Raw genomic sequence first — 24,475 nt, forward strand, 5'->3', positions numbered from 1 at the left:
GGCCTGTCTGCCTTTGTCCCCGCTTCCCCTGTCACCGCTGGCGCGCCCGATCCTCTAGCTTTGCCGATTTCCGACTGGCAAAGGCAGGATGCTTAACCATGCGCTTCAGCGAACTGATGGCAGTGCTCTCCACCCGTGCGATCCGACTTCAGCGCGATGATCAGGACCTCATCGTCGACGGTGACGACGACAGCCTCGACGATTCCCTGTGGGATGCACTGGCCGCGCACAAGCCGGCGCTGCTGGAGATGCTCTCCGCCCATGACGACGACTGGTTGAGCCCAGCGTTCAAGATCACCCCGGCCATGCTGCCGTTGGTGGCGTTGGACCAGCCTTCCATCGACCGCATCGTCGCCAGCATCATGGGTGGTGCTGCCAACGTGCAGGACATCTATCCCCTGGCGCCGCTGCAGGAGGGCATGCTCTACCATCACCTGCGCGCCGAAGCCGGCGATCCCTACCTGTTGCAGGCCCAACTGCGCTTTGCCGACCCGGCACACCTGGAGGCCTTCGCCCAGGCCCTGGACTGGGTGATCGAGCGCCACGACATCTTGCGTACCTCACTGTTCTGGGAGCGCCTGGACGAGCCGCTGCAGGTGGTCTGGCGGCGTGCGCCGCTGCACCGCGAAGCGCTGCAACTGGCCGGTCAGGGCGAGCCGCTGGCGCAACTGCGCGCGCTGCACGACAGCCATCACTACCGTTTCGACCTGCGCCAGGCGCCCTTGCTGCGCCTGGTCCACGCCCAGGGCGCGGGCGCCGAGGTGGTCGCGCTGCTGCTGTTCCACCACACGGTGATGGATCACACCGGGCTGGACATCGTCCGTCGCGAGATCGCCGCCTGCCTGGCCGGCGAGGCCGAGCGCCTAGGGCCGCCAGTGCCGTTTCGCAACCTGCTGGCGCAGGCGCGCCAGGCCCTGGATGTGCCCGCCCACGAAGCCTTCTTCAAGGCCATGCTGGCCGATATCGATACACCGACCCTGGCCTTCGGTGCGGCCGAACTCGACGACAGCCCAGTGCAGGACGCCCGCTTGACCCTGGACCGTGACCTGAGCGCGCGCCTGCGTACCCAGGCCCGGCAATTGGGCGTGAGCCCGGCGGCCATCGCTCACCTGGGCCTGGGTCGTGTGCTCGGCGCACTGTCGGGCAATGACTCGGTGGTGTTCGGCACCGTGCTGCTCGGGCGAATGGAAGCCGGCGAGGGCGGCGAGCAGGCGCTCGGCATGTTCATCAACACCTTGCCGCTGCGCATCGACGTGGGCGCGGTCAGCGTGCGTGACGCCCTGCAGGCCACCCATAGAGCCCTGACCGGCGTACTTGGCCACGAACAGGCGCCCCTGGCCCTGGCCCAGCGGTGCAGCGGCGTGGCGGCACCTGCGCCGCTGTTCAACACGGTGTTCAACTATCGCCACAGCGAGGCGGGCGACGCGGCCGATGTCATCGACATCGCGCCGGGCATCCAGGTGCTGGGCGCCGAAGAGCGCACCAACTATCCGCTGACGCTCAACCTCGATGACCTCGGCGAAGACCTGCGCATCACCGCGCTGGTCGGCTGCGGCCTGGGCGCCGCGCGTGTGGCCGGCTACCTGGGGCGTGCGCTGGAGCAGGTGGTGCACGCTCTGGAACACGCACCGCAGGCACGGCTCGACAGCCTCGACATCCTGCCGCCGTACGAGCGCGAGCACTTGCTGCGCGGCCTCAACCCGCCAGTGCCCGCGTTCGCCCAGACGCCGCTGCTGCATCAGCGCTTCGAGGCCCATGCCCGTTCGCGCCCGCAAGACACCGCCTTGATCTTCGAGCAGCAGAGCCTGAGTTACGCCGAGCTCAACGAGCGCGCCAACCAGCTCGCCCACCGCCTGATCGCACTCGGCATCGGTCTGGACGACCGCGTGGCGATCTGCGTCGAGCGTAGCCTGGGCATGCTGGTCGGCCTGCTGGGCGTGCTCAAGGCCGGCGCTGGCTACGTGCCCATCGACCCGGCCTATCCTGCCGAGCGCATCGCGTTCACCCTGAAGGACAGCGCCCCGCGCGCGGTGCTCGGCGAGCGCGACTGCCTGGCGCTGCTGGGCAGCCTCGACGCCCCACTGATCGACCTGAATGACCCGCAACTGTCGCAACAACCCACCCACAACCCGGCACGCGCCGGTCTGCTGCCCTCGCACCTGGCCTACGTCATCTACACCTCCGGCTCCACCGGCCTGCCCAAAGGGGTGATGGTCGAGCATGGCAACATGGCCCGGCTGTTCAGCGCCACCGAGTCCTGGTTCGACTTCAACCGTCTGGATACCTGGGCACTGTTCCACTCGTTCGCCTTCGACTTCTCGGTCTGGGAAATCTGGGGCGCGCTGGCCTACGGCGGGCGTCTGCTGATCGTGCCGCAGCGTGTCAGCCGTTCGCCGGACGAGTGTTACGCCTTGCTCTGCCGCAGCGGCGTGAGCGTACTCAACCAGACCCCCAGTGCCTTCCGTCAATTGATCGCCGCCCAGGGCCGCAGCGCGCTGCAGCATTCCCTGCGCCAGGTGATCTTCGGCGGCGAAGCGCTCGAGCCTGGGCTGCTCAAGCCGTGGTACGCGCGCATCGGCAACGCCGGCACACGCCTGGTGAACATGTACGGCATCACCGAAACCACGGTGCACGTCACCTACCGTCCTTTGCAGGCCACCGATGCGCAACGGGTGGGCGTCAGCCCGATCGGCGAGCGCATCCCCGACCTGCAGGTGTATGTGCTGGACGCCCAGCGCCAACCCGTGCCGGTCGGGGTGGTCGGCGAGCTGTACGTGGGCGGTGCCGGTGTGGCGCGCGGCTACTTGAACCGCGAGGCGCTGAATGCCGAGCGCTTCATCGCCGATCCGTTCACCCCGGGCGGACGTTTGTACCGCACCGGTGACCTGGCACGTTGGATCGACGATGGCAGCCTGGACTATCTCGGACGCAACGACGACCAAGTGAAGATTCGCGGTTTCCGCATCGAACTGGGCGAGATCGAAGCGCGCCTGGCGGCGTGCCCCGGCGTGCGCGAGGCGGTGGTGATCGCTCGTCCTGACAGCGCCGGCGAGCCGCGGCTGATCGCCTACTGGCTGGCCGCCGAGGGCGCCGCGCCCGAGGCCGCCGACCTGCGTGACGGCCTGCTCCAGCGCCTGGCCGACTACATGGTGCCGGCGGCCTTCGTGCAATTGGAGGCGTTCCCCCTCACCGCCAACGGCAAGCTCGACCGCAAGGCCTTGCCCGAGCCCGACGGCGACGCCTTCGCCCGGCGTGCCTTCGAGGCGCCGCAGAACGAGGTGGAGCAGCACATCGCCGCGCTGTGGCAGGATCTGCTGGGCGTCGAGCGCATTGGCCGGCACGACAACTTCTTCGAACTGGGTGGACATTCGCTGCTGGCGGTCAAGCTGGTCGAGCGCATGCGCCAACAGGAACTGGCTGCCGACGTGCGCGTCCTGTTCGGCCAGCCGACGTTGGCCGCACTGGCAGCGGCGGTGAGTGCCGAGCGGTCGACGGCGGTCCCGGTCAATCGCATTCCGGCCGGCTGCACGCAGGTCGAAGCGGACATGCTCAGCCTGGCCGACCTCGACCAGCCGGCGCTGGATGCACTGATCGCCCGGCTGCCCGGTGGCGCCGCCAACGTCCAGGACATCTACGGCCTGGCGCCGCTGCAACAGGGCATCCTCTATCACCACCTGGCCAGCGCCGGGGCAGACCCCTACGTCCTGCGGGCACGCTTCGCCTTCGACCAACCGGCGCACCTGCACGACTTCCTCGAGGCCTTGAACCGGGTCATCGCTCGCCATGACATCCTGCGCACCAGCCTGCACTGGGAAGGCCTGCCCGAGCCGGTTCAGGTGGTGCACCGCGAGGCGCCTCTGGCCCTGGGCGAGACGGCCGACCTGCACCGCCTGGACCTGACCCGCGCGCCGCTGATGCAGCTGCTGCCGCACCGCGAAGGCGAGCGTCTGCAAGCGACCCTGCTGCTGCACCATATCCTGCTCGACCATACCGCCGTCGAGCTGCTGGTGGCCGAAGTCGGTGCGGCCTTGCAGGGTCAGCCGCTGCGGCTGGACAGCGTGCCGTACCGCAATTACGTGGCGCGTGCCCGTCTGGATGCCGATCCTGGCGCCGATGAAGCGCTGTTCCGCGAGCTGCTCGGCGATATCGACGAACCCACCGAGGTGTTCGGCCTGCGCGATGTGCAGGGCAACGGCGTCGAGGTGATCGACAGCCAGCACAGCCTCGACCCGACCGTGGCCGGGCGCCTGCGCGTCCAGGCGCGCAGCCTGGGGGTGAGCATCGCCAGCCTGGTGCATCAGGCCTGGGGGCACGTACTGGCGCAGCTCAGCGGTCAGTCCGAGGTGGTGTTCGGCACTGTGCTGCTCGGTCGCCTGCAAGGCGGTGCCGGCGCCGACCGCGCGCTGGGCATGTTCATCAACACCTTGCCGTTGCGCGTCAGCGTCGATGCCGTGGGCGCTGCCGAAGGCGTGCGCCGCACTCACCAACGCCTGGCCCGATTGCTCGGTCGCGAACAGGCTTCGCTGGCGCTGGCCCAGCGCTGCAGCGGTGTACCGGCCACTCAGGCGCTGTTCACCAGCCTGCTGAATTTCCGTCACAGCACCGCCAAGGTCGCTGGCGATGGCCTGGGCTGGTCAGGCATCGAGCTGCTGGCCTCGCGTGAGCGCAGCAACTACCCGCTGGTGGTCAACGTCGATGACCTCGGCCAGGGACTGGCCTTCACCGTGCAGGCGGTGCCGCAGGTCGATGGCGGGCAGGTGTGTGCGCTGCTGGACAGTGCCTTGAGCCAGTTGGTCGAAGCCTTGGAGCAATCGCCGCAACGCCCGCTGCACGACCTCTCGTGCCTGTCTGATCAAGCCCGCGAGCAGGTGTTGCAAGGCTTCAACGCCACCGCCCGCGACTACCCACGCGACCAGCCGCTGCATGCCCTGTTCCAGGCCCGCGCTGCGCAGACACCCGAGGCCGTGGCGGTGATCCATGGCCAGCGCCGGTGGACCTATGCCGAGCTGGCCGAGCACGCCAATCGCCTGGCTCGCCACCTGCTGGAACTGGGCGTGCGCCCCGGGCACCGGGTGGCCTTGCTGCTGTCACGTAGCGTCGATCTGCTGGCCAGTCAACTGGCGGTGAGCAGTTGCGGTGCGGTCTACGTCCCGCTGGACGCCAACGCCCCGGTCGAGCGCCAGACTTTCATGGTCCAGGACAGCCGTGCCCAAGTGCTGTTGACCCATGCCGACCAGCCCGCGCTGGGCCACGCCACCCGAGTCGAGCTCGACGCCCTGGCGCTGGACGCCTACCCGGCGCATGCCCTGGACCTCGCGGTGGACGCTGGCGCGCCGGCCTACGTCATGTACACCTCCGGCTCCACCGGCCTGCCCAAAGGTGTGCTGGTGCCCCATCGGGCCGTGGTGCGCTTGGTGATCGACAACGGCTTCGCCGACTTCCAGGCCAGCGACCGGGTGGCCTTCGCGTCCAACCCGGCTTTCGACGCCAGCACCCTGGAGGTGTGGGCACCGCTGCTCAACGGCGGCTGCGTGGTGGTCATCGATCAGCATCAGGTGCTGTCGCACCAGGCCTTGGGCCAAGCGCTGCGTGACCAGGGTGTCACCGTACTCTGGCTGACCGCCGGACTGTTCCATCAATACGCCGCCCAGTTGTTGCCGGCCTTCGTGGGGCTGCGCTACCTGATGGTCGGCGGCGATGTGCTTGATCCCCAGGTGATCGCCCAGGTGCTGCGTGACGGCGCCCCGGCACACCTGCTCAACGGCTACGGCCCAACCGAGGCCACCACCTTCACCACCACCCACGAGATACGCAGCGTGAGCGAGGGCGCGATCCCGATTGGTCGCCCGATCGGCAACACCCGCTGCTACGTGCTCGATGCCCGGCGCCAGCCGCTGCCGGTGGGCGCGGTCGGCGAGCTGTACATCGGCGGCGACGGGGTCGCCCTGGGCTATCTGAACCAGCCGGCCCTGACCGCCGAACGCTTCTTCGACGACCCGTTCAGCCACGCGCCGCAGGCACGCATGTACCGCAGCGGCGACCTGGTCAGTTGGCAGGCCGACGGCACCTTGCGCTACCTGGGGCGCAACGACCAGCAGGTCAAGCTGCGCGGTTTCCGCATCGAGCTGGGTGAGATCGAAGCGCGCCTGGCGGCCTGCGCCGGGGTGCAGGACGCGGTGGTGCGGGTGCGCGAGGACACCCCAGGCGACAAACGCCTGGTGGCCTGGTTCAGCGCGGCCGGCCAGGCACCCGCCTTGGCCGAGCTGCACGCGCAACTGCAGGGGCAACTGCCCGACTACATGCTGCCCTCGGCCTATGTGCAGGTCGCGCAGTGGCCGCTGACCGCCAATGGCAAGCTCGACCGCCAGGCCCTGCCGGCACCGGACCACAGCGCCGTGGTCAGCCGTCAGTTCGTCGCGCCCCAGGGCGAGGTGGAGCGGCAACTGGCGGCGATCTGGGCCGAGGTGCTGAAGGTGGAACAGGTCGGTCGCTTCGATCATTTCTTCGAGCTCGGCGGACACTCGCTGCTGGCGGTGAACCTGATCGAGCGCATGCGCGTGGCGGGCCTTGCCGCCGACGTGCGCGTGCTCTTCGCCCAGCCGACCCTGGCGGCGCTGGCCGCAGCGGTCGGCAGTGGGCGCGAGGTGCAGGTGCCGGACAATCGCGTGCCCGCCAACGCCCAGCAGATCACCCCGGCGATGCTCAGCCTGGTGCAACTGGACCAGGCGGCCATCGACGCCATCGTCGCGACCGTGCCTGGGGGGCGGCCAACGTGCAGGAGATCTACCCGCTGGCGCCGTTGCAGGAAGGCATTCTCTACCACCACCTGAGCGCCGCCCAGGGCGACCCCTACCTGCTGCAATCACGCCTGGCCTTCGACAGCCTCGAACGCTTGCAGACCTGGGCGGCGGCCTTGCAGCAGGTGATCGACCGCCATGACATCCTGCGCACTTCGTTGGTCTGGGAGGGTCTGGACCAGCCTGTGCAGGTGGTCTGGCGCCAGGCGTCGCTGCAGGTCAGCGAAGTGGCGTGCGAGGGCCAGGGCGCGGTGATCGATCAGTTGCAGGCGCGCTTCGATGCCCGTCAGCAGCGCCTGGACCTGGCCCGTGCACCGCTGATGCGCCTGGTCTACAGCCAAGACCCGGTCCACGGCGAAGTGGTGGCGATCCTGCTGTTCCATCACCTGGCGCTGGATCACACCGCCATGGACGTGGTCGGCGCGGAAATGCACGCGCTGCTGTGCGGCGATGCGAGCCGCCTGAGTACGCCGGTGCCTTACCGTAACTACGTGGCGCAAGCGCGTTTGGGCAATGACACGGCCGCCGCAGACGCGTTCTTCCGCGACATGCTCGGCGACATCGACGAGCCGACCTTGCCGTTCGGTCAGCACGACGTGCAGGGCGAAGGCCACGGCATCGAAGAGGCTCACCTGACCCTGGATGCCGAGCATGCGCTGCGCCTGCGCCAACAGGCGCGGGCGCTCGGTGTGAGTGCCGCGAGCCTGATGCACCTGGCCTGGGCGCGCCTGGTCGGCGTGCTGGCCAACCGCAGCGAGGTGGTGTTCGGCACCGTGCTGATGGGCCGCCTGCAGGGCGGTGAAGGCGCCGACCGGGCGCTGGGGGTGTTCATCAACACCTTGCCGCTGCGCATCGACACCCAGCTCGGCGTGGCCGAGGCGGTGCGCGCCACCCATGCGCGGCTCTCGGCGCTGCTCGGCCACGAGCAGGCCTCATTGGCCCAGGCCCAGCGCTGCAGCGGCGTGCCGGCCGGGCAGCCGCTGTTCAGCGCCTTGCTCAACTACCGCCACAGCGCCGCCGACACCCCGCGTGACGGCCAGGGTATCTGGCAGGGCGTGCGCCTGCTCGGCGGCGAGGAACGCAGCAACTATCCGTTGACCCTGAGCGTCGACGATCGCGGCGAGGGCTTCACCTTCAGCGTGCTGACCCTGGCCGAGATCGGTGCCGAGCGGGTCGCACAGTGGATGGCCAACACCGTGGCACAACTGCTGCAAGCCCTGGAACGGGCACCGGGCGCACGCGTGGACGAACTGTCGCTGCTCGACAGTGAGGAACGCCGCCACCTGCTGGTGGATTTCAACCCGACGCCACGGGCCTATCCGCAGGGCGCAACCGTCCACGCGCTGGTCGAAGCCCGCGCGGCGCAGAGCCCACAGGCCCCGGCGGTGGTGCAGGGCAGCACAGCGCTGAGCGTTGAGGCACTCAACCGCGCGGCCAACCGCCTGGCCCATCACCTGATCGGACGCGGCGTAGTCCCAGGCGACCGGGTCGCCTTGTGCCTGCCGCGCACGCCGCAGCGTCTGGTGGCCCTGCTGGCGGTGCTCAAGGCCGGCGCCGCCTATGTGCCGGTGGACCCGCAGTACCCGGCCGAACGCATCGCCTACCTGCTCGAAGACAGCGCCCCGGCCCTGGTGCTGGCCGAGTCGAGTCATCCGGACCTGCCGCAGGCCGTCGCGCGCCTGGATCTGGACCGTGAGGACTTTTCCGCGGCCGCCGAGCACGACCCGCAGGTGGCCGGTCTAGACGCCTCGGCGCTGGCCTATGTGGTGTACACCTCAGGCTCCACCGGCCAGCCCAAGGGCGTGATGGTCGAGCACCGCACCCTGGCCAACCTGGTGCACTGGCATTGCGAGGCCTTCGCCATAGAAACCGGCACCCACACCTCGAGCGTCGCCGGTTTCGGCTTCGACGCGCTGGCCTGGGAAGTCTGGCCGGCGCTGTGCGCCGGGGCGGTGCTGCACCTGCCGCCGGCTGAGGTGGCCAACGAACAGGTGGATGCCTTGCTCGACTGGTGGGCCGCGCAGCCGCTGCAGGTCAGCTTCCTGCCCACGCCGGTGGCCGAGCAGGCACTGCGCCGCCAGCGCCACCCGGTGAGTCTGCGCACGCTGCTGATCGGCGGCGACCGCCTGCGTCAGTTCGAGCGCGATCCGGGCTTTGCCGTGGTCAACAACTACGGTCCCACCGAAACGACGGTGGTCGCCACCTCCGGCCAGGTGCAGGTCGGCGCGCCGCTGCACATCGGCGCGGCCATCGCCAACACCCGCGTCTACGTGCTCGATGGGCGGCGGCAACTGGTCCCCGTGGGCGCCACGGGCGAGCTGTACATTGCCGGGGCCGGCGTCGCGCGGGGCTACCTGAACCGTGTGCAGATGACTGACGAGCGCTTCCTCGCCGATCCGTTCAGCAACGAGGTCGGTGCGCGCATGTACCGCAGTGGTGACCTGGTGCGCTGGAACGCCGATGGCACCCTCGACTACCTCGGACGCAACGATGACCAGGTGAAGATTCGCGGCGTGCGCGTCGAGCTGGGCGAGATCGAAGCGGCGCTGGCCGCCCAGCCGGGCGTGGCCGATGCCGTGGTGCTGGTGCGTGGCGAGCAGTTGCTGGCGTGGTACACCGGCGATGCTTCGGCCGATGCCCTGCGTCAGGCGCTGCGTATGAGCCTGCCCGCGCACCTGCTGCCTCTGGCCTTCATGCGCCTGGAGGTATTGCCGTTGACCGCACACGGCAAGCTCGACCGCAAAGCGTTGCCTGCACCGGACCCGGCCGACCTGCCGGTGGCGGCCTACGAGGCGCCGCAGGGTGAGATCGAACAGCGCATGGCCGCGGTGTGGGCCGAGCTGCTGGGCTTGGAGCGGGTAGGGCGGCACGCCAACTTCTTCGAGCTGGGCGGCCATTCGCTGCTGGCCGTCAGTGTGATCGAGCGCCTGCGCCAGCAGGGGCTGGAGGCCGATGTCCGGCTGCTGTTCAGCCAGCCGAGCGTGGCGGCGCTGAGCGCAGCGCTCGGCCAGAGCCGCGAAGTGCAGGTGCCAGCCAATCGGATTGGCGCCGAGTGCACGCGGATCACACCGGACCTGCTCAGCCTGGTCGAACTGGACCAGGCCACCCTCGACCGGGTGCTGGCCAACGTGCCGGGCGGGGCGGCCAATGTGCAGGACATCTACCCCCTGGCGCCGTTGCAGGAAGGCATTCTCTACCACCATCTGAGTGCCAAGGGCGCCGATCCCTACCTGCTGCACTCGCAGCTGAGGTTCGACAGCCTGGCGCGCTTGCAGGCGTTCGCCGGTGCTTTGGCGCAGGTCATCGCCCGCCACGACATCCTGCGCACTGCCGTGCTCTGGGACGGATTGCCACAGCCGTTGCAGGTGGTCTGGCGCCATGCCGAACTGCCGCTGATCGACCTCGACGCCACGCCAGACGCGCGCTTCGACACCTTGGCCCTGGACCGGCCGCCGCTGCTGCGCCTGTTGTACCGCCGCACGCCCGACGGGGTGCAGGCGCGCCTGCAGTTCCACCACCTGATCCTCGACCACACGGCGCTGGACGTGGTACGCGCCGAATTGCTCGGCTACCTACAGGGCCTGCCCGAGCCAACCGAGCCGGCGGTGCCTTACCGCAACTACGTGGCCCAGGCGCGCCTGGGCGTCAGTGAGGCCGAGCACGAAGCCTTCTTCCGCGGGCAACTGGGCGATATCGACGAGCCCACCTTGCCGTTCGGTCTGCGTGACATCCAGGCCGATGCCGGGCAGATCGAGCAGGCTCAGGTGCTGCTGGAGCCGAGCTTGAGCCTGCGCTTGCGCAGCCAGGCGCGCCAGTTGGGCGTGAGCACCGCCAGCCTGGTGCACCTGGCCTGGGCGCGTGTGCTGGGGTGCGCCAGTGGCCGCGAGCGCGTGGTGTTCGGCACCGTGCTGCTGGGGCGCATGCAGGGCGGCGCTGGTAGCGGCCACGGCCTGGGCATGTTCATCAACACCTTGCCGCTGCGCCTGGACCTGGCCGGATTGAATGTGCGTGACGGCGTGCGGGCGACCCATGCGCAGTTGAGTGCGCTGATGACCCATGAGCATGCCTCGCTGGCCCTGGCCCAGCGTTGCAGCGGTGTGCAGGCACCCTTGCCGCTGTTCAGCGCCATGCTCAACTACCGCCACAGCGCCAGCGCTGCCGAAAGCGAGCGTCAGCGTGCGGCGTGGCAGGGTATCGAGACCTTGGCCAGCGAAGAGCGTACCAACTACCCGCTGAGCCTCAATGTCGACGACCTGGGCGACGATCTGCGCCTGACCGTGCAGGTGTTGCCGGTGGTGGGTGCTGCGCGGGTGTGCGGGCAGTTGCAGCAGGTGCTGGGCGAGCTGGCCGATGCCTTGGAGCACCGACCGGAATCGCCACTGGCGCAGCTTCAGGTGCTGGAGCCGCACGAGCGTCGGCGCTTGCTGGTCGAGTTCAACGACACGGCGGTGGACTACGACCTGGCGCAGACGGTCCATGGCCTGTTCGAGGCGCAAGTGGTGCGCACGCCGACGCGCATCGCCGTGCGCGCCGAGCAGGCGGCACTGAGCTATGGCGAACTCAACGCCGAGGCCAACCGATTGGCGCATCACCTGATGGCCCTGGGCGTCAGACCGGACGACCGCGTGGCGATCTGCGTGGAGCGGGGGCTGTCGATGGTGGTCGGCTTGCTGGCGATTCTCAAAGCCGGCGGCGCCTACGTGCCGGTCGATCCGGATTATCCGGTCGAGCGCATTCGCCACATGCTGACCGACAGTGCGCCCACGGCAGTGCTGGGCCATGCCGCCACCCGCGCGCTGTTGGCTGAATTCGATGTGCCGCTGCTCGACCTCGATCTGCCTATTTGGCGCGAGTTGCCCTGCGACAATCCCGAGGTAGCAGGGCTGACGCCGGAACACCTGGCCTACGTGATCTACACCTCGGGCTCCACGGGCCTGCCCAAAGGCGTGATGAACGAGCACAGTGGCGTGGTCAACCGCCTGCTGTGGACCCAGGACGCCTACGGCCTGGGCGCCGAAGACGTGGTGTTGCAGAAAACCCCGTTCAGTTTCGATGTGTCGGTGTGGGAGTTCTTCTGGCCGTTGCAGACCGGTGCGCAACTGGTCATGGCCCATCCTGGCGGCCACCGCGATCCGCAATATCTGCGCCAGGTGATCGCCGAGCGCAGCGTGACCACGCTGCACTTCGTGCCCTCCATGCTCGACGTGTTCCTGGCCTTCGGCGACGCCGAACCCGCTCAGCTCAAGCGCGTGCTGTGCAGTGGCGAGGCGCTGCCGGGCAGCCTGGTGCGGCGCTTCAAGGCGCAACTGCCGAGTGTCGAGCTGCACAACCTGTACGGCCCGACCGAGGCGGCGGTGGATGTCAGCGCCTGGCACTGCGCCGAGCCGCTGGCGCAGACGCCGGACAACACGCCGATCGGCAAGCCCATCGCCAATACCACGCTGTACGTGCTCGATGCGCAAGGCCAGCCGGTACCGCAAGGCGTGGCCGGCGAGCTGTACATCGGTGGCGTGCAGGTCGCCCGTGGCTACCTGAATCGCGACGACCTGAGCGCTGAACGCTTCATCGATGACCCGTTCGGCACCCGACCCGGCGCGCGCCTGTACCGCACCGGTGACCTGGCCCGGCATCTGGCCGACGGCACCCTGGAGTACCTGGGCCGCAACGACGACCAGGTGAAGATTCGCGGGTTGCGCATCGAGCTGGGTGAAATTCAGGCGTGTCTGACGCGTGTGCCCGGCATTCAGGAAACCGTGGTACTGGCGGTGGATCAGCGTCTGGTCGCCTATTACACCGGCACCGTGCAGGCGCTGGACACCCTGCGCCAGACCCTCGCCAGGCAACTGCCGGCGTTCATGGTGCCGGCGCTGTTCGTGCACCTGGCAGCCTTGCCGCTGAGCCCCAACGGCAAGCTCGACCGCAAGGCGCTGCCGGCGGCCAACGTGTCGGACGAGCGCCCCTACGAAGCGCCCGAGGGCGACACCGAGCAGTTGCTGGCGGCGCTCTGGGCCGAGTTGCTGGGCGTGCAGCAGGTGGGCCGGCACGACAACTTCTTCGAACTCGGCGGCCACTCGCTGCTGGCGGTGACGCTCACCGCGCGCCTGCGCCAGGAAGGCCTGGAGGCCGATGTGCGAGCGCTGTTCGAGCAACCGACACTGGCGGGCTATGCCGCCATCACAGACAGAATGGAGATCGTCCTGTGAGCATCAACGAACTGTTGGCCACCCTGTCGGCCAAGGATATCCAGCTGGCCCTCAAGGACGGGCAACTGGCCGTGCAGGGCAACCGCCAGGCGCTGAGCGATCCCGCGCTGGTGGCGAGCCTGCGCGAACACAAGCCGGCACTGGTCGCACTGATCGAGCGCGGCGAGTATGTCGCCCGCAGTGGCGCTGCGCCGATCCCGGCCAATGCCATCCCGGCGCACTGCACGCGGATCACGCCGGCGCTGCTCAACCTGGTCGAACTGGACCAGGCCTGCATCGACCGCCTGGTGGAATCGATTCCCGGCGGCCACGCCAACGTGCAGGACATCTACCCGCTCGCGCCGTTGCAGCAGGGCATCCTCTATCACCACGCCAGCGCCGAAGGCAGCGATCCGTACATCATGCAGTCACGCTTCGCCTTCGCCAGCCGGAGGCACCTGCTGGCGTTCGTCGAGGCCTTGCAGGCGGTGATCGACCGTCACGATATCCTGCGCACCTCGGTGCACTGGCAGGGCCTGGAGGCGCCGCTGCAGGTGGTGTGGCGCCAGGCGCGCCTGGCGGTGTGCGAGGTGGCGTCGGTCGATGAGCGCATCGACCTGACCCAGGCGCCGCTGGTGCGCCTGCTCTGTGAACCGCTGGCCGGCGATGGCCGGCTGTACGCCACGCTGCAGTTCCATCACATCGCCCTGGACCACAGCGCGTTGGAGGTGGTGCGCCATGAGATGCAGGCGGTGCTGCGCGGACAGGGTCAGTCGCTGGGCGCGCCGGTGCCGTTTCGCAACTATGTGGGCCAGGCCCTGCTGGGCGTGAGCCAGGCGCAGCACGAGGCGTTTTTCCGCGAGCAACTGGGCGACATCGCCGAGCCGACCCTGGCCTATGGGTTGCAGGACGTGCAAGGCGATGGCCGTGCGCCGCTGGAGGCCAGCCTGACGCTGCCTGTGGCGTTGTCTGCGGGCCTGCGCAGTCAGGCGCGCAGCCTTGGGGTAAGCCTGGCCAGCCTGTTCCACCTGGCCTGGGCGCGGGTGCTGGGCGGGTTGACCGGGCGCGAGGCGGTGGTGTTCGGCACGGTGCTGATGGGGCGTCTGATGGGCGCCGAGGCCAACGACCGCGCCTTGGGCATCTTCATCAATACCTTGCCGCTGCGGGTGGACTTGGGCGATGACGAGCTGATCCCGGCCATCAGGGCCACCCACAAACGCCTGACCACCCTGATGCGCCACGAGCATGCGCCGCTGGCCCTGGCCCAACGCTGCAGTGGCGTGGATGCGCCGACGCCACTGTTCAACGCTTTGCTCAACTACCGTCACAGCGCCCCGGTCGCCGAGGGGCAGGCGCGTTCGGCCTGGGATGGCATCGAGGTGCTGGCCAGCGAAGAACGCACCAACTACCCGCTGACGTTGAGCGTCGATGACCTGGGCCAGGACCTGCGCCTGACCTTGCTGTACAGCGCCCAGGTGCCGGGCGAGCGTGTCTGCGCCTATCTGCACAAGACCCTGGACAGCCTGGTGCACGCCTTGCAGCACACCCCAGAGCGGGCGGTCGGGCAACTGGACATGTTGCCCGACGCCGAGCGCGCGCACCTGCTGGAGCATTTCAATGCGCACCCTGGCGCTGAGCAAACGTCGCTCACGGTGCACCAGCGCATCGAGCGGCAGGCGCAGGAGCACCCTGAGGCCGTGGCCGCCACCTGCGGCGACGCCACCCTGAGCTACGCCGAACTGGAGCAACGCGCCAATGGTCTGGCGCGTTGCCTGGTGGCCCTTGGCGTGCAGCCGGAGGACCGCGTCGCCATCCTCGCCCGACGCGGCCTCGATGCCCTGATCGGGCTGCTGGCCACGTTCAAGGCCGGTGCCGGCTACGTGCCGATCGACCCGGCGCACCCCGATGAGCGCATCGCCTATCTGCTCCAGGACAGTGCCCCGACCGCCGTGCTGACCCTGGGCGCGCTGCGCCCGCGCTTGGGCGCGTGCAGCCTGCCGGTGATCGAACTGGATCGCGGCAACTGGCCGTCGAGCGAGCAGGCGCCGGTGGTCGAGGCGTTGAGCATCGCTCACCTGGCCTATGTGATCTACACCTCCGGCTCCACCGGCCTGCCCAAGGGCGTGATGGTCGAGCACCGCACGCTGAACAACCTGATCGACTGGCACTGCCGCGCCTTCGACCTGTGCCACGGTCGGCACACCTCGAGCCTGGCCGGCTTCGGCTTCGACGCCATGGCGTGGGAAGTGTGGCCGGCGCTGTGTGCCGGCGCGACCCTGCACATCGCACCGTCCAGCGAGCAGGGCGAAGATCTCGACGCCTTGCTCGCCTGGTGGCGCGGCTGCCCGCTGGATGTCAGCTTCCTGCCCACTCCGGTGGCCGAATATGCCTTCAGCCATCAACTCGACCACCCGACGTTGCGTACCCTGCTGATCGGTGGCGATCGCCTGCGTCAGTTCAATCGCCACCCCGGCTTCACGGTGGTCAACAACTATGGCCCCACCGAAACCACCGTGGTCGCCAGCTCCGGCGCGGTGACCCCTGGCGGCGTGCTGCACATTGGCGCGCCGGTCGACAATGCCCGGCTCTACGTGCTCGACGCCCACGGCCAGCCGACGCCGCTGGGCGTGGTGGGGGAGCTTTACATCGGCGGCGCCGGCGTGGCCCGCGGCTACCTGGGCCGCCCACAGATGACCGCCGAGCGCTTTCTGGACGACCCTTTCAGCCCGCAGCCGGGCGCGCGCCTGTACCGCAGCGGCGATCTGGTGCGCTGGCTGGAGGACGGCACGCTGGAGTATCTCGGGCGCAACGACGATCAGGTGAAGATCCGTGGCGTGCGCATCGAGCTGGGCGAGATCGAGGGTCGTCTGGCGCTGCTGCCGGGGATCAACGAGGCCGTGGTGCTGGCCCGCGAAGACCGTCCGGGGCAGCCGCGCCTGGTGGCGTATTTCACCGGCCAGGACGCCGTCGAAGTGGCCAGCCCCGCGCAGTTGCGCGCCCAGTTGCAGGCCCATCTGCCCGACGCCATGGTGCCGGTGGCCTTCGTGCGGCTGCCGGCGCTGCCGCTGACGGCCAATGGCAAGCTCGACCGTCGTGCGCTGCCGGCACCCAGCCGCGCCGACCTGTTCGAGCGCCGCTACGAGGCGCCCCAGGGCGAGTTGGAACAGACCCTGGCCCAGCTCTGGCAAGGCTTGCTGCAGGTGGAACGGGTGGGGCGGCACGATCACTTCTTCGAATTGGGCGGGCACTCGCTGCTGGCCATGCGCTTGGTGGCGCAGGTGCGCCAACGCCTGGGTGTGGAGCTGGCGCTGGGCAGCCTGTTCGCCCAGGCCGAGCTGTCGGCGATGGCCGAGGTGGTGGCCACGGCGGCGCGCAGTGAGTTGCCGGCGGTGCTGGCGGTGTCCCGCGAGCAGCCGCTGCCGTTGTCGTTCGCCCAGCAGCGGCTGTGGTTCCTGGCGCAGATGAACGGTGCCAGCCAGGCCTACAACATCGCCCTGGCGTTGGAGTTGCGTGGCGACTTGGACAGCGCGGCGCTGGCGCAGGCGTTGGCACTGATCGTCCAGCGGCATGAGACGTTGCGCAGCCAGTTCTTCGCCGTCGAAGGCGAGCCGTGGGTGCGGGTCAGCGAACAGCGCCTGGTGGTGCAGCGCGAAACCCTGGCGGCCGACGCTGACGAGCAGTCCCTGCGGCAACGGATCCGCGACGAAGCGGCGCAGCCGTTTGACCTGGCTCAGGATCTGCCGCTGCGCGCCCGCGTGTTGCAGGTCGAACCGACCCGGCATGTGCTCTTGTTGACCGTGCACCATATCGTCGCCGATGGCTGGTCGATGGGCGTGCTCACCCGTGAGCTGAGCGCGCTGTATTCGGCCCTGCGCGAGGGTCGGCAGGCGCAGCTAGAACCCCTGACGATCCAGTACGGCGACTACGCCGTGTGGCAGCGCCGTTGGTTGCAGGGCGAGGCGTTGCAGCGCCAGGGGGCGTTCTGGCAGGAAACGCTGTCCGGTGCCCCGGCGCTGCTGAGCCTGCCCACCGACCGACCGCGCCCGGCGCGTCAGGACTACGCCGGCGCCAGCCTGGAGATCCAGCTGGACCCACGTCTGGCGCAGGACCTCAAGGCGCTGTGCCAGCGCCAGCAGGTCACGCCATTCATGCTGTTCATGGGCGCCTGGGCGGTGCTGCTGGGGCGCCTGTCTGGGCAGACCGACGTGGTGATCGGCACCCCGGTGGCCGGCCGTCGCCAGGCCGAGGTGGAAGGCCTGATCGGCTTGTTCGTCAACTCCCTGGCCATCCGCCTGGACCTGGAAGACGCCCCGGACGTGGCCACCTTGCTGGCGCGGGTCAAGACGCAGGTGCTGGCGGCCCAGGCCCATCAGGACCTGCCGTTCGAGCAGGTGGTGGACCTGCTCAAGCCGCCGCGCAGCCTGGCCCATACCCCGCTGTACCAGGTGTCGCTGGAATGGCAGGGCGGGCACGACTACGCCAGCGGGCTGGAGGGCTTGAGCCTGCGCAACTTGGGGCAGGGCACCGATTTCGCCAAGTTCGACCTGAGCCTGAGCGTGGGCGAAACGGCGCACGGTTTCAGCGGTGCGCTGAGCTATGCGACGGCGCTGTTCGACCGGCAGACCATCGAGCGCTACAGCGGCTATCTGCAACACCTGCTGTGGGCCATGGCCGCGAGCGACGGGGCGGTCTTGTCCCAGGTGGTGTTGCCGGATGCGGTGGAGCGTCGGCGCTTGCTGGTCGAGTTCAACGACACGGCGGTGGACTACGACCTGGCGCAGACGGTCCATGGCCTGTTCGAGGCGCAAGTGGCGCGCACGCCGACGCGCATCGCCGTGCGCGCCGAGCAGGCGGCACTGAGCTATGGCGAACTCAACGCTGAGGCCAACCGACTGGCGCATCACCTGATGGCCCTCGGCGTCAGACCGGACGACCGCGTGGCGATCTGCGTGGAGCGGGGGTTGTCGATGGTAGTCGGCTTGCTGGCGATTCTCAAAGCCGGCGGCGCGTATGTACCGGTCGATCCGGACTATCCGGTCGAGCGCATCCGCCACATGCTCACCGACAGTGCGCCCACGGCAGTGCTGGGCCATGCCGCCACCCGCGCGCTGTTGGCTGAATTCGATGTGCCGCTGCTCGACCTCGATCAGCCTATTTGGCGCGAGTTGCCCTGCGAAAATCCCGAGGTAGCAGGGCTGACGCCGGAACACCTGGCCTACGTGATCTACACCTCGGGCTCCACTGGCCTGCCCAAAGGCGTGATGAACGAGCACAGTGGCGTGGTCAACCGCCTGCTGTGGACCCAGGACGCCTACGGCCTGGGCGCCGAAGACGTGGTGTTGCAGAAAACCCCGTTCAGTTTCGATGTGTCGGTGTGGGAGTTCTTCTGGCCGTTGCAGACCGGTGCGCAACTGGTCATGGCCCGTCCTGGCGGCCACCGTGATCCGCAATATCTGCGCCAGGTGATCGCCGAGCGCAGCGTGACCACGCTGCACTTCGTGCCCTCGATGCTCGACGTGTTCCTGGCCTTCGGCGACGCCGAACCCGCTCAGCTCAAGCGCGTGCTGTGCAGTGGCGAGGCGCTGCCGGGCAGCCTGGTGCGGCGCTTCAAGGCGCAACTGCCGAGTGTCGAGCTGCACAACCTGTACGGCCCGACCGAGGCGGCGGTGGATGTCAGCGCCTGGCACTGCGCCGAGCCGCTGGCGCAGACGCCGGACAACACGCCGATCGGCAAGCCCATCGCCAATACCACGCTGTACGTGCTCGATGCGCAAGGCCAGCCGGTACCGCAAGGCGTGGCCGGCGAGCTGTACATCGGTGGCGTGCAGGTCGCCCGTGGCTACCTGAATCGCGACGACCTGAGCGCTGGACGCTTCATCGATGACCCGTTCGGCACCCGACCCGGCGCGCGCCTGTACCGCACCGGTGACCTGGCCCGGCATCTGGCCGACGGCACCCTGGAGTACCTGGGCCGCAACGACGACCAGGTGAAGATTCGCGGGTTGCGCATCGAGCTGGGCGAGATCCAGGCTTGCCTGACCCGTGTCGAGGGCGTCCAGGAGGCGGCCGTGCTGGCGCTGGACGTGCCGCCTTCGGGCAAGCGTCTGGTGGCCTACTACACCGGCGTCGAGCAGGACACCCAGGCGCTGCGCGCCGCGCTGTTGGGGCAACTCCCGGAGTTCATGGTCCCGGCGCAGTTCCTGCACCTGACGCGCCTGCCGTTGAGCCCCAACGGCAAGCTCGACCGCAAGGCGCTGCCGCAGCCCAAGGTCGAAGCCTTGCAGCAACAGGCCTATCACGCCCCGCAAGGGGCTGAAGAAACCCTGGTCGCTGAGCTGTGCGGTCAGTTGCTGGGGCTGGAACGTGTGGGGCGGCACGACAATTTCTTTACGCTGGGGGCCATTCGCTGCTGGCGGTAACGCTGGTCGCCCGCCTGCGCGCGCGCGGCCTGGCGCTGGATATCCAGGCCCTGTTCAGCGCGCCGGACCTGGCGGCGCTGGCCGCCACGCTGCAGCCGCTGGAGCAGGTGCAGGTACCGGCCAACCGCATCGCCGCCGACTGCACCCGTATCACCCCGGAACTGCTGCCTTTGGTCACCCTGGAGCAGGAGGCGATCGAGCGGATCGTCGCCCAGGTCGAGGGTGGCTGCGCCAATGTCCAGGACATCTACCCGCTGGGACCGCTGCAGACCGGCATGCTCTTCCATCACTTGGCCCACGAGGGAGAAGCGGCCTATGTGTTGCAGGCCGACTTCCGCCTGGCCGACCGCAGCCGTCTGCAACGTCTGCACCAGGCCTTGGATCACGTGATCGCGCGGCACGACAGTCTGCGCAGTGCATTCCACTGGCAGGGCCTGGCCGAGCCGGTGCAGGTGGTCTGGCGCCACGCGCCGCTGCAGGTGGTGCAGGCGGGGGATATCGCCGATGTCCGCCAGTTCGACCTGGGCCGGGCGCCGCTGCTGCGCCTGGTGCACCGCACCGACCCGGACAGCGGGCGGATCGACGCGAGCCTGCTGTTCCATCACCTGGTCATGGACCATGTGGCCCTGGCACTGCTGCGCAGCGAGCTGCAAGCCTGTCTGCTCGATCAGGCTCAGCAACTGCCGGCGGCCGTGCCCTATCGCAACTACATCGCCCAGTTGCAGCACAGCCACGATCCGGCACGTGCCGAGGCGTTCTTCCGTGAACAGTTGGCGGACATCGACGAACCGACCCTGGCCTATGGCGGCTACACCCGCCCTCATCTGGACGCCGTGACCGAGCACCATCAGCGCCTCGATGATGCGCTGAGTCGCCGGGTCCGTGAGCTGGCGCGCCAGCAGGGCGTAAGCGCCGCCAGCCTGATGCACCTGGCCTGGGCCCAGGTGCTCGGGCAATTGAGCGGGCGCGACAGCGTGGTGTTCGGCACCGTGCTGCTGGGACGGCTGCGCGGTGGCGAGGGGGCCGAGCGCGGCTTGGGCGTGTACATCAACACTTTGCCGCTGCGCCTGGACTTGGCCGGGCAATCGGCCCAGGCCGCGTTGCAGCAGGCCCATGCCCGTTTGACCGGGCTGCTCGCCCACGAACAGGCGCCGCTGGCCCTGGCCCAGCGCTGCAGTGCGCTGCCCAACGGCGCGCCGCTGTTCAGCGCGTTGCTCAATTACCGGCATGGCACCCCGGCCGGTGCACACGACGAACGCGCGGCCTGGGACGGCATCGAGGTGGTGCAGGCGCAGGAGCGCAGCAACTATCCGCTGGCGCTGAGCATCGACGACCTTGGCGAAGGCTTCAGCCTGACGGCGCAGACCGAGCCCGGTATCGATGCGCGGCGCCTCTGCGGCTATCTGCAGCAGGGGCTCGAGGCGCTGTTGCAGGCGCTGGAAGGCGAGCGCCAGGCGGGGCTGGAACAGCTTTCGGTGGTGCCTGCCGACGAAGCGCAACGCCTGCGCGAACGCTTCAATGCCAGCGAACGCCGCTACCCCCGTGACCTGGCAGTGCACCGCCTGTTCGAGCAGCAGGTGGCGCGCCATCCGCTGGCCGTGGCGGCGCGCGAGCAGGACCGCAGCCTGACCTATGCCGAACTCAACGCCCAGGCCAACCGCCTGGCCCATTACCTGATCGAACAGGGCGTGGCGCCGGGTGACCACGTCGCGCTGCTGCTGCCGCGTTCGCTGGAACTGCTGCAAGCGCAGTTGGCCGTGGCCAAATGCGGCGCCGCCTATGTGCCGCTGGACATCCAGGCGCCCGCCGAGCGCCAGGGCTACATGGTGCAGGACTGCCAGGCCGTGGCGCTGATCTGTGCCAGCGACGCGCGCCTGGGCTACCGCGCCCGGCGCATCGACCTCGACCGGCTGGACCTTTCCGGCCAGCCGGAGCACAACCCCGGTCTGGCCCAGGGCGGCGACAGCGTGGCCTATGTGATGTACACCTCCGGTTCCACCGGGGCGCCGAAGGGCGTGCGCGTGGCCCATCGCGGCATCGCCCGCCTGGTGCTCGACGACGGCTACGCCGATTTCAGCGCCCAGGACCGTATTGCCTTCGCCGCCAACCCGGCCTTCGATGCCAGCACCGTGGAGGTCTGGGGCGCCTTGCTCAATGGCGGCCAGGTGCTGGTGATCGACCCGGACACGCTGCTCGACCCCGTGCGCCTGGGGCGTGCGCTGGACGAGGGTGGAGCGACGGTGATGTTCGTCACCACCGCGCTGTTCAACCAGTACGTGCAGATGATCCCGCAGGTGCTGGCTGGGCTGCGGGTGCTGATGTGTGGTGGCGAGCGCGCCGACCCCGAGGCCTTCCGCAGCCTCTTGGCCCAGGCCCCGGCGTTGCGCCTGGTGCACTGCTACGGCCCCACCGAGACCACCACCTACGCCACCGCCGGACAGATCCGCGAGCTGCCGGCAGATGCCGAGCAGGTGCCCATCGGCACGCCCATTGGTGGTACCCAGGTGCATGTGTTGGACGCCCATCGGCGCTCGGTACCACTGGGCGCGGTGGGCGAGTTGTACATCGGCGGCGACGGCGTGGCGCTGGGCTACCTGAACCGCCCCGAGCTCACCGCCGAACGCTTCCTCGACGATCCCTTCAGCGCGCGGCCTGGCGCGCGGCTGTACCGCACCGGCGATCTGGGCCGTTGGCGCGACGACGGCCAACTGGAATGCCTGGGGCGCAACGACGATCAGGTGAAGATCCGTGGCTTGCGCATCGAACTGGGCGAGATCGAACACCACCTGGCCCAGTGCCCCGGCATCAACGAGGTGGTGGTCATGGCGCAGGGACTTGCCCCGGGCCAATCGGCGCGTCTGGTCGCCTGGTTTACGGTCCAGGACCCGAGCCTGGAGGTCGGCACTGCGCGCAGTTGGCTGCAGGCGCGTTTGCCCGCCTACATGCTGCCCTCGGCCTGGCTGCGGCTCGATGCGCTGCCTCTGACCAACAACGGCAAGATCGACCGCAAGGCGTTGCCGAAGCCTTCGCCCCAGGACCTGCTGGAGAGCCTGTACCAGGCACCGGCCACGGCGCTGGAGCGGCAGTTGGCCACGCTGTGGGCGCCGGTGCTGGAGGTCGAGCGGGTGGGGCGGCATGACAGCTTCTTCGACCTGGGCGGCCACTCGCTGTTGGCGATCCGCCTGATCGGCCTGCTGCGCGAGCAGGGGATGACGGTGTCGCTGGCCGAGCTGTTCCAGCACCCCAGCGTTGCCGCCCTGGCGCAGCACCTGGACAGCGGCGAAGACGCCAACGCCGAGGCCTTGGTCTGCGTGCGTGCCGAGGGCCGCGAGCCTGCGCTGTTCCTGATTCACGAATTCAGCGGCATGGACTTCTACTTCCCGGTGCTGGGCCGCGCCCTGGACGGCGACTTCCCGATCTACGGCGTGCCGGGCCTGGCCTTGGGCCAGGCCCAGCCCGACACGCTGGAAGCCTTGGCCCGCGCGCAGATCGAGCGCATCCGCCAGGTGCAGCCGCAGGGACCGTACCGCCTGGCTGGCTGGTCCTTCGGCGGCCTGCTGGCCTATGAGATCGCCGCGCAACTGCTTGGGGCCGACCAGCCCGTCGAGTTTCTGGGTCTGATCGACACCTGGCAGCCGCGCTGGGTGGACCAGGGCAAGGCGCGCTGGCAGGGGACACGGGTGCTGCAAAGGCAGTTGCTGCTGCATTGCGCCGGCTACTGGCAGGGTCAGGGCGCCGAGGGCGCCGCGCAGTTGGCCCAGGTACAGGCGCTGGATGACGGGCAGGCGTCGTTCGCCGTGTTGCTGACGGCCTGCCGCGAGCAAGGCTTGCTCTATCCCGAGCTGGCCACGGCCGACGATGAGCAATTGCGCTGGTTCTTCGAACGCGAACTGGCCCACGCCCATGCCATGGCGCATTACCGTCCCGAAGCCTTGGGGATCGCCATCCATCTGTTCCAGGCCTGCGACAGCCGCCGTCACCATGGCGACGTGGCGCACCTGGGCTGGGACCGTACGGTGCCGGCCGGCCAGTTGCACTGTATCGAAGTGCCGGGCGATCACCTGAGCATGATGCAGGCGCCGCACGTACAGGCGCTCGGCTGCGCGCTGGGCGAAGCCTTGCAGGCCGCCCGTGGCGGCGAGTGTGCGCCATGGGCCGATGTCCAGCCGCTGGTGGCGATCCAGAGCGGGCAGGGTGGATACGCCCCGGTGTTCTGCCTGCCGGGTGCGGGCGACAGCGTCACCCGCTTCATCGGCCTGGCCGAAGCGCTGGGCAGCGAGTGGCCGGTGTACGGACTGCAATCGCGCGGGCTGGACGCTGCCGCCCCGCCGCACAGCAGCATCGAGGCGGCGGCAGCCTGTCATGTGCGGGCCATCGAGGCGCTGCATCCGCACGGGCCGCTGAACCTGGTCGGGCATTCGTTCGGCGGCTGGGTGGCGCATGCCGTGGCGGTGCGTTTGCAGGCACAGGGGCGCGAGGTGCGCTCGCTGACTCTGATCGACAGCGAAGCGCCTGGCAGCGACAGCGTCTGTGGTCGGCCTTACACCGCCACGGCGGCGCTGCAACGGCTGATCGAGTCGCTGCAACTGTCCAGCGGGCGCGACTTGCAGCTCGACCGCGATGCCTTCGCCGCACTGGACGACGCGCAGCAACTGTCGACCTTGCACCAGGCCATGGTGCGGGTCGGCCTGATGCCCGCGCGGTCTTCGCTGCAGGCCCTGCAGGGCATCGCCCGCACGTTCGCCAGCGCGCTGCGCACCCCGTACCTGGCGCCGGGTATCTACAGCGGCCCGGTGAGCCTGGTGCTGGTGGCCGACGCGACCCTGGATGCCGCCGGCAACCAGCGCGAGCAGGCCGTCATGCAGGCCGGGTGGCGGCGTGTGCTGCCGCAATTGTCGCTGTGGCACGGCCCGGGCAACCACTACAGCATCCTCAAGGCGCCCGAGGTGTTCAGCCTGGCGGCCTGGTGGCATGACGGTCAGCGCTTGGTACGGGTGACTCCTTGATCGCGTTGGGGCCGGGCAGCACCCGCACTGCCTAGCCCCGCGCCTGCATTGGCAATGGAAAACGAGTGCTT

General features: G+C 69.1%; 2 pseudogenes. Both read left to right on the plus strand.

The features are described 5' to 3' along the window. The first annotated feature begins 98 nt into the window (after positions 1 to 98). Positions 99 to 13,000 (plus strand): annotated as a pseudogene (locus GKC70_RS10920) (amino acid adenylation domain-containing protein). Then, positions 12,997 to 24,404, plus strand: a pseudogene (locus GKC70_RS10925) (amino acid adenylation domain-containing protein). The pseudogenes GKC70_RS10920 and GKC70_RS10925 overlap by 4 nt, the downstream one beginning before the upstream one ends. Positions 24,405 to 24,475: the final 71 nt, after the last annotated feature.

The sequence above is a fragment of the Pseudomonas sp. REB1044 genome (genome assembly GCF_038813925.1).
Lineage (GTDB): Bacteria > Pseudomonadota > Gammaproteobacteria > Pseudomonadales > Pseudomonadaceae > Aquipseudomonas > Aquipseudomonas boreofloridensis.